Annotated in this window: 13 protein-coding genes and 1 riboswitch; of the genes, 11 read left to right on the top strand and 2 right to left on the bottom strand. The window is 40.7% G+C overall.

Features of this window, described 5'->3' with window-relative positions; genetic code table 11:
- Window positions 1-58 precede the first annotated feature (58 nt).
- The gene (locus tag IEV52_RS16715) at window positions 59-1,165 is read right to left on the bottom strand and encodes a hypothetical protein (RefSeq protein ID WP_188403617.1); all 1,107 of its coding nucleotides are present in this window, start codon (window positions 1,163-1,165) and stop codon (window positions 59-61) included.
- Window positions 1,165-1,719: a sigma-70 family RNA polymerase sigma factor gene (locus tag IEV52_RS16710; protein ID WP_188403616.1), complete on the bottom strand. Its 555-nt coding sequence runs from the start codon at window positions 1,717-1,719 to the stop codon at window positions 1,165-1,167. Before IEV52_RS16710 ends, IEV52_RS16715 begins: the two co-directional genes overlap by 1 nt.
- Window positions 1,720-1,850: 131 nt before the next feature.
- Here IEV52_RS16710 and corA point away from each other — a divergent pair, with 131 nt between their 5' ends.
- The 11 genes from corA (at window position 1,851) to IEV52_RS16655 (ending at window position 13,115) form a co-directional block, all read left to right on the top strand.
- Window positions 1,851-2,804, top strand: a complete 954-nt coding sequence (gene corA / locus IEV52_RS16705) for a magnesium/cobalt transporter CorA (RefSeq protein ID WP_188403969.1) — start codon at window positions 1,851-1,853, stop codon at window positions 2,802-2,804.
- Between the two features lie 103 nt (window positions 2,805-2,907).
- Window positions 2,908-3,069 (top strand): hypothetical protein, encoded by a 162-nt coding sequence (locus IEV52_RS16700; RefSeq protein ID WP_373869424.1) that lies wholly within the window; start codon window positions 2,908-2,910, stop codon window positions 3,067-3,069.
- Between the two features lie 69 nt (window positions 3,070-3,138).
- On the top strand, window positions 3,139-3,570 hold the full coding sequence (locus tag IEV52_RS16695; protein ID WP_188403615.1) for a YflT domain-containing protein: 432 nt from the start codon (window positions 3,139-3,141) through the stop codon (window positions 3,568-3,570).
- Window positions 3,571-3,671: 101 nt separating this feature from the next.
- Window positions 3,672-4,298 carry a phosphatase PAP2 family protein gene (locus IEV52_RS16690; protein ID WP_188403614.1) on the top strand — a complete coding sequence of 209 codons (627 nt, stop codon included), beginning with the start codon at window positions 3,672-3,674 and terminating at the stop codon, window positions 4,296-4,298.
- Window positions 4,299-4,375: 77 nt separating this feature from the next.
- Window positions 4,376-4,597: a hypothetical protein gene (locus tag IEV52_RS16685; RefSeq protein ID WP_188403613.1), complete on the top strand. Its 222-nt coding sequence runs from the start codon at window positions 4,376-4,378 to the stop codon at window positions 4,595-4,597.
- A gap of 87 nt (window positions 4,598-4,684) precedes the next feature.
- On the top strand, window positions 4,685-5,332 hold the full coding sequence (locus IEV52_RS16680) for a nitroreductase family protein (RefSeq protein ID WP_188403612.1): 648 nt from the start codon (window positions 4,685-4,687) through the stop codon (window positions 5,330-5,332).
- A gap of 223 nt (window positions 5,333-5,555) precedes the next feature.
- The gene (locus IEV52_RS16675) at window positions 5,556-6,665 is read left to right on the top strand and encodes a hypothetical protein (protein ID WP_188403611.1); all 1,110 of its coding nucleotides are present in this window, start codon (window positions 5,556-5,558) and stop codon (window positions 6,663-6,665) included.
- Between the two features lie 176 nt (window positions 6,666-6,841).
- Window positions 6,842-6,955, top strand: a riboswitch (SAM riboswitch).
- Window positions 6,956-7,145: 190 nt separating this feature from the next.
- A complete protein-coding gene (locus IEV52_RS16670) occupies window positions 7,146-8,936 on the top strand; it encodes a PLP-dependent aspartate aminotransferase family protein (RefSeq protein WP_188403610.1) in 1,791 nt (596 codons plus the stop codon).
- Window positions 8,937-9,084: 148 nt separating this feature from the next.
- Window positions 9,085-10,776 (top strand): acetate--CoA ligase, encoded by a 1,692-nt coding sequence (gene acsA, locus IEV52_RS16665; protein WP_188403609.1) that lies wholly within the window; start codon window positions 9,085-9,087, stop codon window positions 10,774-10,776.
- Window positions 10,754-11,851: a homoserine O-acetyltransferase MetX gene (metX, locus tag IEV52_RS16660; RefSeq protein ID WP_229754321.1), complete on the top strand. Its 1,098-nt coding sequence runs from the start codon at window positions 10,754-10,756 to the stop codon at window positions 11,849-11,851. Before acsA ends, metX begins: the two co-directional genes overlap by 23 nt.
- A complete protein-coding gene (locus IEV52_RS16655; protein WP_188403608.1) occupies window positions 11,838-13,115 on the top strand; it encodes a homoserine dehydrogenase in 1,278 nt (425 codons plus the stop codon). Before metX ends, IEV52_RS16655 begins: the two co-directional genes overlap by 14 nt.
- Window positions 13,116-13,224 lie beyond the last annotated feature (109 nt).

Below are 13,224 nucleotides of genomic sequence, written 5' to 3'. Positions count from 1 at the left end.
TGCCTCCTGCTTCATCCTCCCACTAATTTTAACAGAAAAAGGAAGAATGGGGAGGGGACTATTTATTTAAGTTTCCTAAGAACGTACTGATTTGTTCTTCAGCTAGCTCACCTTGAAATGACACCTCTAGGGTCCACTCTGGTCCATAACTGACATAAAAATGGTCGCCATGATTTAAATCATCATAATAAGCCCACTTCAAACCTTCGATAACATATTCGTCTATTAATCTAGGCATATTAAAATCTTTACGCCCATCCGAAGCAAAACGTGATGCGGGGTAATCCATATTCTTCATTTTATTTTCATATTGAGTAATGAATACGTATTGATCTGCTCTAGTAATCAAACGATAATAGAGCGTTATTGATTTTCCATTCTTATCGGAATAAGAAACAAAAGTAGGTTCTACGTTCTTTTCGACTAATTCATAAAAAGGGCCGGCTGCTTGTCTTACGTTCTCTAACGCAAGCTTTACTTCTACGGGATCATTCTTAGCATTATAAATCTTACTGGGATCGGGTTTTTGAACCGCAATAGCTCGCTTGAACAATAGGTAGCCAGCTTTGTTCTCTCCATCTTCATAAATAACACCTTTCCCCGCAATATATTCTTTCGAGTCCATGTCCTTTACAGAATAAAGAGGACCAGGGGGGATTTCGGTAGAATCACCTTCTCTTACAATCTTCCAGTCACCAATGCGCTTCACTTCGCCTATCTTATCTAAAAGACGATTTTCCTCTACTGCATCTCCTGTTTTCTCGTAATAATAGCCATCAAATACTACATAAAAGGCAGGAGGTTGACTTTCTTTTTTGTTTACAACATCATTTGTTGAGTCTTTGCTTTTTCCTTTAACATCTTGAAAGGCAGTTACTTTCGATGGAGAAGGATTAGGCTCGGTTGAGGCTTTATCTCCCGACATCGTATTCATCTTCGGTGTCCCTTGCTGGACATGTGACACTGCAAAAATAAGTAACCCGGCAAAAAGGACAGCTGTGAACCCAATGTTTATGCTTTGTTTCCAAAAGCTTATACGGTTAGCAGTCTTTCCATTTTTCCGAACTGTTTTAAGTACGGCTTGCTTACTCGTGATGGCAAACTCAGCTTCTTTTAAGAGTGTATCATTTAACTCATTCCGAAGATTTTCAAGTCGCTTTTCCATTAAGATTCACTCCCTTCGAACATCACTTTCAGTTTGTCTTTTGCACGCCGAAGTCTTGTTTTTACCGTTTGTGTGTTTAGGCCAGTGAGCTGACTGATCTCATCTATTTTTAGTTCTGAATAATAAAATAGAATGATGGGTTCACGGTATTTGATGGGAAGTGACATTACCTTTTCAGATAATGATAATCGGTCATGATCATGATCTAAAGAGGTCTGATCATGAAGAGATGGTTCATTTTTAGAGAAAATTTGGGATAACTCTTGAAGGGAGAAGTAATCTAATACATTCTTTTTTCGTAGAACATCTTTGCATTTGTTGATTGTTATACGATAGAGCCACGTCTTAATGGCTGAATTTCCTTGAAAGGTATGCAGCTTTTCATAGCATGTTACGAAAACTTCTTGAGTAAGGTCTTCAGCTTTTCCCCAGTCTTTTACATACGTATAGGCTAGGCGCTTAAGTTCAACTCCATAACTGTTCATTAAGTAGATTAGACATTCTTCCGTATTGTAAAAATCAAGTTCTTCGCTTATTGTAGATAAATGCTGCATGTCACCCCAATCCTTTCCTATTGTTTCCATTTAGTTAGACGTGGAAAACAGAAGAAATGTTTCAAATAGACGAAAAAAGAAAAAGAGATTATGGTAATGATAATAAGAAGATAGTGAAAGAAGGTCTGCCTATGATCCGTACGATAGCAATAGTTGATCAAAAAGTAATCATTAACCCGCCCTTCAGGCGCTTGAATGAGATTCAGCCGGATTGGTTCTGGGTAGATTTTGACAGCCCTACGACAGGTGAAACGAACCTTCTGCGCTCGTTTTTTGACTTTCATCCCCTAGCTGTTGAGGACTGTGTCAATGCCCTGCAGCGGCCAAAGGTAGAGTTTTATGAGAATCACCTGTTTTACGTCGTACATGCGTTGAATGAAAAGACACTTGAAGCAACAGAAGTTGATATCTTTACAACTAAAAACAGTGTTGTTACCTTTCATAAAACGAACGTTCCTGAAATTGATTTTGTATGGAACTATCTAAAAAATTTAGAGGCAGTTCCGGCAGAGCTAGGAAAAAATGAACTCGTTCATAAGCTCATGGACAAACTGGTAGATATGTATTTTCCTATCATGCATGAGCTAGAGGAGCGTGTAATATCTATTGAAAGTAATGAAAATGATGAAGCTCCTAAAATAATCAATCAGATCTTTGATATCAGAGGTGATCTTCTGTCATTACGGAAAACGGTTGTACCGATGAGAGAACTATTGTATCGGATGCTTGAGTCCAAACGAGTTGGACTGGACGCTGAAGAGAGATCCTATTTTCATGATATCTACGATCACCTTCTAAGGTTGACTGATATGATGACTTCAGCTCGTGAGATGACCTCTGATATTCGGGATAACTATATCTCGCTAAACTCCTACCGCATGAACAACATCATGAAAACCCTGACGGTTATTACAACGATTTTTATGCCGTTAACGTTTATTGCAGGTGTTTATGGTATGAACTTTGTAAACATGCCTGAACTTGAATCTAAAAACGGCTATTTTTATGTACTCGGAGCGATGATTTTGTTAGGTGGAATGATGTCTTTGTGGTTCAAGAAAAAAGGGTGGTTCGAACAAGACTAGTTCTAATTATGGTAAAAGGTAAACCTAAAGTAATAGGACTAAAAAAATATTTGAGAATATGAATAAAAAGAGAAAAATGATTGAAATGAGTAGCTGTAGTCAGATGGAATATTCATCTGGATGGCTGCTCTTTTTTTCTATTACCCAATGGCATTACTTAATGGCAGCATCTGTCATGGTCTTATTACCAGTTGTACTGATCTTCTTTTTCTTCCAAAAGTACTTTATTGAAGGGTCTAACATCACATCTGGTACAAAGGGTTAGATCAACCACTGTTTAAAACCCATTTAACAGGGGAACCTACTTGTAAAGAAACGTTTGGAGGGAAACCAAATGAAAAAAGATATTATCGGGACATATACGAAAGAAGAAGAAGCAGTGGGAGCGATTAAAGCGCTAGTCGAAAAAGGCTATCAGCCTTCTGATATTTCAATTGTGGCCAAAGACGATGATATGTTAGAAAGTGTTGCTGATGAAACGCATGTTAAAGAAGAAAAGGTAATAGATGATGATATAGATAGTGCAACATATGGTACGATAGCAGGTTTTTTAACGGGTATCGGCGGCGGTATCGCAGTTCCAGGACTTGGTGTCCCTGGTGTTGGCCCATTACTTGCTGCAGGACCATTTGCTTCGATGTTTGATGACGGTGAAAAGGATATGAAAGAAATTCTTTTAAAGATGGATGTATCCGAAAGTGATGCAGAACGTTATATGCAAGATCTGCAGGACGGAAAGATCATTGTTATGGTAGAGAGAAAATAAGTGATTTCATGAAGAGCACCTTTAGTAAGGTGTTCTTTTTTCGTATAGAAAAAGTGTTCAATGAAGAAAATAATAGTCAGTACATATAAGAAGGTGATTTCATGATGTTTTCACGGAGGAAAAGAACAGAAACGCCTCTTCCATCAATTCTAGTTTTGTTGATTTCAGGTGTGATATTTACAATTATAACAGCAGCCAGGAACCAAGATCCATTTCGTTCATTTGATGAAAGATGCAGCCGGTCACTTTATGATTCAAGGACTCTTTCAAACAGAATAATGCTTATTTTTTCAAGGCTTGGATCGGGTTTTTTTACCGTTCCATTAGGAACATTATTGTTTCTTAGTTATAAAAAAACAGGAGAACCTGATAAGAGCAAACTCCTTCTTTTTAATGTGTTCGGTGTCCGGCTTCTGAACGTTTTATTTAAACTATTGTTTAAAAGAAGGCCGCCTGGATGGGAAAGAAAAATGAATGCAAGTAAATATGGATATCCCAGTGCACATACGATGAATTCATCTGCGTTTTATAGTTTGCTGCTCATTTTATCAGGTCTATCTCGAAACATTTGGGCAGTAACAGGTTATATCTTGTTTTTGATTATGATCGGTATGAGCAGGGTAAAGCTAGGAATCCACTTTGTTTTTGATATGATAGCGGGAATGGCAAGCGGGATATTTTTTAACCTGGCATCTATAAAAATAAACAACTTATTTGTAAGGCGCTAATGGTTGTTACATTAGAAAAGGTATTCTGGCCTTTCCCTGGAATAAGTTAGATATAAAAGGGAAAAGGCGGTTTTACAATGAAGCCATATGTTAAAGCAGGACTGATTGTTGCTGGTGTGATTGTGCTTTTCAGTACTTTTTTCTTTGGTGAGTATGTGCAGCGTTTAAATGTTCAGCGAGTGAGCCTGAATATTGAGTCACTTTATATCGTGAGTGTTCTGATGGGTTCATCCCTTATAGCCATCGGCTTACGAATAAAAACACATAAGAATATAGAATCTAAAAACAGTGCAAATTAGCACTGTTTTTTTATGTGTTTTGTAGACAGTTGCAATCTTTTGTATAATACAAAGAGTTAATAATTCATTGAGGCAGAGGAGACAAACATGAAATACGAGGATTTTAAAGAAATCGTGCACGGAAGAAGAAGTGTCCGAAAATTTACTGATGAAGCAGTTGCAGAAGAAGATATCTATGAGATCATGGACTGCGCCCGCTATGCACCGAGTGATACGAACTCGCAAACGTGGGAATTTATCGTCATCCGCAATAAAGAAAAAGTGAAAAAGATTGAAGAGATGACGTGGGATGCCATTCATAAATTAGCAGCGAGAGCAGAAGAGAACGGAAAGACGAAGGAAGCAAAACTGCTTACCCGTTCGTTTGGTCCTTATGCAACGGCATTCTCTGAAGCGCCCGTGTTAATCATCTGCTTAGCTACTCCTTATGAGTCTAAGTTTCGTGAAAAAATCTTTGATCCGATCGAGCTAGCAGAAGAATCAGTTTGGGAAGAAGAGGGAATCAAGAGCAGCTGTTTAGCTATACAAAACTTGATGCTTGCCGCACACGCGCGTGGACTAGGATCTTGTCCGATGACAGGACCTGTGTTATTGGCACAAGATGCGATTCGAGAGTATCTCAATATTTCATCGGAAAAGCAGATCAATATGGTTATTTCACTAGGCCACCCTCAAGACCAGCCAAAGAAATTAGCAAGAAAATCAGTAGAAGAAATTGTAACATACGTTGATTAAGGAAAAAACGGCTCTCTAGTGTACGAACATGCACTTTGGGGCCATTTTTTCTTGTTGGGAGAAATCTATACTGCGGACGAGCACGTATCAAAAATCCCACCCATTCCCTAAACTTTCTATGACTTCTGACCCATGAAAAATTAATCCAAAAAAGGATTTTTTTCGACAGATATCGAATATATGTTTCGTAAAAGTATTTTCATTAAAAGAAAGAGGAACATCTATGAAAGAAACATTTGACTTAATTGACTTTGCTTTGCAAAAAAGTGGACTTGAGCCGCTTAAAGATACAACGCAAGTTCAATATTTAGGCGAGGGTGCTTGGCATTATGCCTATTTTGTTCAATTGCGCACCGGTGATGCTGTAGTTGTTCGTTTTCCAAAGTCTGAGGCATATGGCAGAAGGATCGAATTTGACGAGGCTGCTTGCTATGCCGAGTATGAAGGGACGAAAGCATATTATAAACTGGCTAACCAAGTAAAACCCGGTATCAGCCCAGAATTCTTTCACTATCATGTAGAGAAAGAGAGGACATTTACAGTCGAATCATATGCGGGAAAAGCTATTAAACTGGAAAGCTTTACGTTTGTAGAAGCCTTTCAAGTAGGAGCGGAGTTGGGTGAATTCTTCAGGCAAATGAATGCAGCTCAACATGATTTGAAAGGTTTCGGGTACCTAAAGTGGAACGGGAAAAAGATTGAGGGCCAGTTTCAGTCAAGTGTTTCTGCGTTTATGAAGAAAGAGAACAAGGAATATATCACTGATTTTAAAGAGTTGATCCACGCATATGAAGGAAATATACATTCATCGGCACTTAAACAGCTGGAAGAGTGCTTGAAGAATAGAGAGATAAGTGAAAAAAGAATAGTGTTTACCAACCAGGATACTTCTCCTGAGAATATCCTGCTCCACCAAGACGGAACAGTAAGTCTGATCGATCCTGTTCCGCTGCTTTACAGCGGAGACTCGCTAGCTGGTAACTTTATGAATAATTACCGAACTCTATTTCCGACGTTCTTTAATGCACCGCGATATGCAAAACATCAGTTTGATCGTTTTGAAGACAGGCTGCAAAGAATAGCTGATGGATTTATGGAGGGCTATTGTAAAGGAGATCCCACCGTAAAACAGGTCGTAAAGCAAGAAGAATTTATTAAACTTACAAGTCTGGCTGTATCCCAATCTGCTCTTTTGAAATCTGCTGAGCTAACAACTGAACAAAAAATTCGGTACGGAGAAAAAGTCGCTATTGCAAACCGAATTGCTGTACTCTTTAAACGAATAGAGGAGTTTCAATGGATTGATGAAAAAAGTGGAACAAAATTGGCATAACGGTCATAGCATGAGCATAATCTTAATTCAAAGCTGACAGTTGAACACTAAGTCTTTTGTATCACTTTTATGATTTTTCAAAAAACGGTTGACTTTATGAAACAGCATCCTCTATAATCCTATTCAAGAACAAAACAAACATCAGCACGGTAATGTGTTAAACATAATTTAATTATCTCTTATCCAGAGAGGCGGAGGGACTAGGCCCGATGAAGCCCGGCAACCAACAAACCCCAGTGGTTTGGAAAGGTGCCAATTCCTACAGATCATGATGATCTGAAAGATAAGAGGAGGATTTAAAACCCTCTTCTTAGGAAGGGGGTTTTTCTTTTTTCCCCTCTTTTTAAAACTTCAAGATATCTTCACACCCATTATTTTCACATTTTTAAAATTACATATAGGCCAAGGGAAAAGAAATAAACTTTATCCCTAGTTTTCCTATAGGTTTTATCATTTTTTAAAAAACAAGGAGAGATTCATATGACAAAATCCTTTGACGGATATGATATTGAGACATTGCTATTACACGGAGGGCAAGCACCTGATCCAACGACTGGATCTCGAGCAGTGCCGGTCTATCAAACTACTTCTTATGTTTTCTCCGATACAGATCACGCTCAAAGTTTATTCTCGCTTGATGAGCCTGGAAACATCTACAGCCGAATTGGAAACCCGACAGTAGATGTTTTTGAGAAAAGATTGGCACTACTAGAAGACGGTGTTGCTGCTGTGGCAACTTCCTCAGGCATGTCAGCCATCGCGCTTGCGATTCTTAATATCGCACATGCAGGTGATGAGATCGTTGCAGCGACGAATCTGTACGGAGGTACATACAACCTATTTTCAATCACACTTCCGAAATACGGCATCAACGTAAAGTTTGTAGATGCGGAAGATCCTGAGAATTTCCGAAAAGCTGTTACACCAAACACGAAAGCCTTTTTTGCTGAAACGATCGGAAACCCAAGTCTAAATGTACTCGATATTGAAGCGGTGGCAGATATCGCACATGAAAACGGTGTGCCCCTTTTAATCGATAATACGTTTGCTACTCCATATGTAACAAAGCCGCTCAGCTGGGGAGCAGATATTGTGATCCATTCAGCAACAAAGTGGATCGGCGGTCACGGTACAGCAATCGGTGGTGTGGTTGTTGATGGAGGCCGTTTTAATTGGAACTCAGAAAAATTCCCAGGATTTACGGAGCCAGATAGAAGCTATAACGGATTACGATATGCAACTGATTTTGGGACGTTAGCATTCGCTACTAAACTACGTGTTCAGCTATTACGAGATTTCGGAGCATGCTTAAGCCCGCATAATGCTTTTCTTCTTTTACAAGGACTTGAAACATTGCATCTTAGAGTAGAGAAACATGCAAAAAATGCACAGGAAGTAGCTGAGTATTTGGAAAACCATCCAGCGGTAGATTGGGTTTCTTATCCTGGACTTCCATCTCATCGAAGTCATGAACTGGCGAAAAAGTATTTAAGCAATGGTTTTGGTTCGATCGTAAACTTCGGAATTAAAGGAGGTCGTGATGCCGGGCGTAAAGTGATCAACAATATCTCACTCTGGTCGCATGTTGCGAATGTTGGTGATGCAAAATCACTTATCATCCATCCAGCATCTACGACACATCAGCAGCTGAGTGATGAGGAATTACTCGCTACAGGTGTTACAGAAGAGCTTATTCGCCTATCGATCGGACTTGAATCAGTAAAAGATCTTACAAACGATCTTGACCGAGCAATACAGGCTGCAACCGGAATCGGTTCTGATAAAACAGAAATCACGATCAACGATGAAGGTGTTATTCGATGGGCCTTGCAGTCTTCCTTATACAGAGCAGTTGAAAACGGCCAAGAAATTCAGCGCCCTAAAACACTTGCAATTGTAGGGTTAAGTTCAAATCCAGCAAGACCAAGTCATAGGCTAGCGAGAAAAATGCAGCGACTCGGCTATAAGATCGTTCCTGTAAACCCAAGAGAAACGGAAGTGCTTGATGAAAAAGCGTATCCTGATCTAAAGTCCATTCCGTTTCCAATTGATGTGGTTCAAGTATTTAGAAGCCCGGAAGCAGCGATTGAATTGGCTAAAGAAGCAGCCATCACTCAGCCGAAAGTATTCTGGCTTCAAGAAGGTGTTATTTCACCAGAAGCAGCACGAATCGCAAAGGAAGCTGGAATTGATGTGGTTCACAACCGCTGTACGTATAAAGAAGCACAGCGTCTACGAGGAACAATAGCAACTTACGCTTGTGAATTATAAAAAACTCATTAAAACAGAGATAGAAAAGTGGAGGGAAATACACGATGAAGATTTGGCAAAAGATAGCCCTGGATGCCTATCTTTCTAAACAAAAAGCACACATCTTAAATTTTCTAAACGTTGAGAAGAAAGCAGCAGGTGAACAGCAATGACAAGATTAGCTACCATAGAACCTGTAGGTGGAACACATAATATTGAAAGCGACCGAAGTGATGCTCCTTTTTCATGGAAACCTGTCGTAGAGAGATTTAGCAGAAGACCAGATGGGAAAACGAACATGGCTTATGAATGTGTGGACCGCCATGTTGAAGAGGGCCGCGGCGAAAAAACGGCACTTCATTATATAGATGATTCACAGGAAACTCGGATTAGTTATGGTGAGCTAAAGATAACTACGGACCGATGGGCAGCTGTATTAGCTAAGCATGGTGTGAAAAAAGGGGATTTTGTATTTGTTTTTCTGCCTAAACATCACCATTGTCATATCGCGATGCTTGCAGCGATCAAACTCGGAGCTGTTGTCGGACCGTTGTTTGAAGCATTTATGTCTGATGCCGTAAGAGATCGTATCGCAGACTGTGAAGGAACCTATTTAATCACGAATCAAGAACTGTATACGCGTGTTCCTCGTCATGAACTGCCAAGTCTCCAAACAGTATTTTTAACGGATGGAAAAGGAGAGGATAGTGAGATCGCATTACAAGAAGAATTGAAAACAATAAAGAATATCAAGAGTCAGATCGAGTGGGTAGACCCGGAACATGGACTTAACATCCACTATACATCAGGTTCAACGGGGAAGCCAAAAGGAATCATCCACGCGCACCGTGCTATGGTTCAGCAATATTTAACAGGGCGCTGGGTGCTGGATATCCAAGAAGATGATGTGTATTGGTGCACCGCACATCCTGGTTGGGTAACAGGAACAGTCTATGGAGTGTTCGCGCCACTCTTGAACGGGGCATCCATTGTCGTTCATGGAGGCCGTTTTAAGGCAGAAACTTGGTATGAAACGCTCCAAAAAACAGGGGTAACAGTTTGGTATAGTGCTCCGACTGCTTTTCGGATGCTGATGGCAAAAGGAGATCAACTCCCTGAACAGTATGATCTGTCAAAACTACGGCATATTTTAAGTGTCGGGGAACCATTAAACCCTGAGGTGATCTATTGGGGCCAGAATATGCTTGGAAAAAGAATTCATGATACATGGTGGATGACGGAAACAGGTGCACAGTTGATCGTGAATCTGCCGACTGAACCAATCAAACCTGGTTCTATGGGAAAAGCATTTCCTGGCATTACAGCAGCTGTTTTGGATGAAGGCGGAAAGGAACTGCCTCCTTATTCAGTCGGACATTTGGCGATCAAAGCACCATGGCCAGCTATTATGAGAGAAGTATGGCAGAATCCTGAAAAGTATAATTCTTATTTTAGCTGGGGTGAATGGTATGTGTCAGGAGATTTGGCTATCCAGGATGAAGATGGCTATATCTTTTTCCAAGGTCGTTCAGATGACATGATCAATTCTTCAGGAGAAAGAATTGGACCTTTTGAAGTAGAAAGCAAACTTATCGAGCATAAAGCAGTGGCCGAAGCGGGAGTTATCGGTAAACCCGATCCGATTCGCGGAGAGATCGTAAAAGCCTTTATTGTGTTAAAAGATGGATACACTTCGAGCTCTGACCTTTTGGAAGAGATCCGAATCTACGTTAGAGGTGAGCTTGCAGCACATGCTGCTCCGCGTGAGATTGAAGTTGTAGAAGAGCTTCCAAAAACAAAGATCAGCGGAAAAATTTTACGAAGAGAGCTGAAAGCCCGTGAGTTACAAAAACTTGCTTGAGACCAATAGAAAAATAGGTAAAGTAAGGATTGGCGATTTTGCCTTAGAATCCGGCAAAGTTATTGCTGATGCGGAGTTGGCTTTTGAAAAGACGGGAAACGCAAAAGGTCCTGTTGTTCTGCTTTGTCATGCTCTAACTGGAAATCAGTACGCTTATGGTTCAGAACACGATCCGGGCTGGTGGAGAGGGCTGATCGGTCCAGATAAATACATCGACACAAACCAATTTCAAGTCATCTCATTCAACGTGCTCGGCGGGTGCAGCGGTTCTACAGGGCCGGCAAAAGTGAACGGTGAAACAGGGGAGCGCTATGGAAAGAGTTTTCCTTTTGTAACAGTAAGAGACATGGTGCGGGCGCAGCGTCAGGCACTTGGCATCTTAGGTGTTCCCAGGCTTTTAGCCGTACTGGGTGGATCTCTTGGCGGGATGCAAGCTTTAGAATGGGCAGTACAGTTTCCATATTTTTTAGAAAAAGTGTTTGTTTTTGCTGCAACTCCGTATTTAAGTGATTATGGTGTGGCCTTCAATAGACTGGCACTTCACGCCATAGAAAATGACCCTGTATATAAAAGCGGCAAATATGAAAGAAGTGAAAAGTTAGCAGGTTTGGAGATTGCTAGAATGGCAGGATTGTTAACTTATCGTCAGCCTAAGCTATTTAACGATCGATTTAAACGGGAAGTTAGGGAAATAGATGAGGAAGGAAAGCCTTTCTTCCAAGTGGATTCTTATCTCTCTTATCAAGGGGAGAAACTCACTAAACGATTTGATGTAGACAGCTACGTTGCTCTTCTTTACGCGATGAACGCCCATGATATTGGAGATAAACTAGGCGGCTGGGAACGTGCAGCCTCGCAAATCCAAGCGGAAGTGCATGCGTTTGGTTATGAAGGCGATCTTCTATACCCGCCAGAGGTGATTGAGAATTTCGTAAAACATACCCGGTTTGGAACGTATTATTCAATTGAAACAGATTTCGGACATGACGGATTTTTAGTAGAGTTTGAGAAATGGGGACCATATGTAAGAGAAGCATTGATACAAGAAAGGAGGCTGCAATATGGCACTTATTAAAGCGGCGCTGCTCGGATTTGGAACCGTCGGCCAAGGTGTATATGAAGCACTGAAAACACATAGGGAACAGCTTAAGGCAGTGTTGGGTGAAGAGGTTGTTATTGAAGGTATTCTAGTAAAAGATGGATCCAAACAACGTGATGTGGATGAACACGTTCTTGTCACAACAGACTTTGAGGAAATTCTGCAGATTGAAGGCTTACAAATTGTATTTGAAGCGATTGTAGGAGAAGAGCCTGGTTTCACTTACTTGAGCAAAGCCCTTGAAAAAGGGTGTCATGTGATTACGGCCAACAAAGTAATGTTTGCTAGACATGGAAGAACATTGCTGGATAAAGCCGAAAAGCTAGAACGTTTCGTTGGTTTTGAGGCGACAACCGCAGGAGGAACACCGATTATTCGAAGCATCGCACAACTGCTGCAAGTCAATGAGATCCATTCGGTTGAAGCTATACTGAACGGTACATCCAATTATATTTTAACGAATATGAGGGAGAAAGGGCTGCCTTTCCAAGATGTGCTGAAGCGTGCACAAGAACTGGGCTATGCAGAAGCAGATCCGGCAAGTGATATAGAAGGCCATGATGCTTTTTTTAAGTTGATGATCTTAAGTGAGTTGTCGTTTGGAGAGACACCAGAATGGAAAGACGTCGAACGTAAAGGGATAACAGATGTGACGTCAGAGCAGATCGCTGTTTTTAAAGACTGGGGCTTTAAAGTGAAACATTTGGCGCGGATCCGACGTGACCGCGACCAATTCATTTCATCTGTAAAACCTGTTCTTGTGGACGCTGCTCACCCTCTTTACGGAGTGGAAGATGTTCAAAATGCTATCATGGTAGAAACGAGTCTTGCAGGAAAAGTAACTGTTCAAGGTGCTGGAGCAGGGAAGCTGCCAACCGCCAGTGCCATGGTGGAAGACTTGACGTATGTGCTGCAATCAAATTCAACATTCGCAAGGAAGAAAAAAATCGCTCCGTTTGCGGCAGGATCTTTAGCTGAAGAAGCAGATCGTACGTTAGTTGGAGAGTATGCTGTCATTGGCTCATCAGTTGGTTTTCACGGAACAGATGGTGTTGATATTTTAAAACAAGAAGTAAAAGATGATCTTGTCTATTTACTGATTAAGTGTCAAGCAAGCACCGCGGAACTGTTAGAAGAAAATCCAGACCTTGTTGTATATGAAGTAGCCGGGAAAGTGAAAGAAGCATGGGTACAGTCTGAGAAAAAAGATCTGCTGCTGCAAAAGGTGATCAATCTTTAGAAGGAAAGAGGAAAGATATCGTCAAGTGTGAATGAGGTGAACATTGCAGAGTGGCTCCTGCAATGTTTTTTAGTGTGAATTGCATACAGTCGATCATAAATCCATCCGT

It is taken from the genome of Fictibacillus barbaricus, from assembly GCF_014635025.1.
In the GTDB taxonomy this organism is placed as follows: Bacteria; Bacillota; Bacilli; order Bacillales; family Fictibacillaceae; genus Fictibacillus; species Fictibacillus barbaricus.
This window is presented reverse-complemented; position numbering and strand designations above follow the sequence as displayed.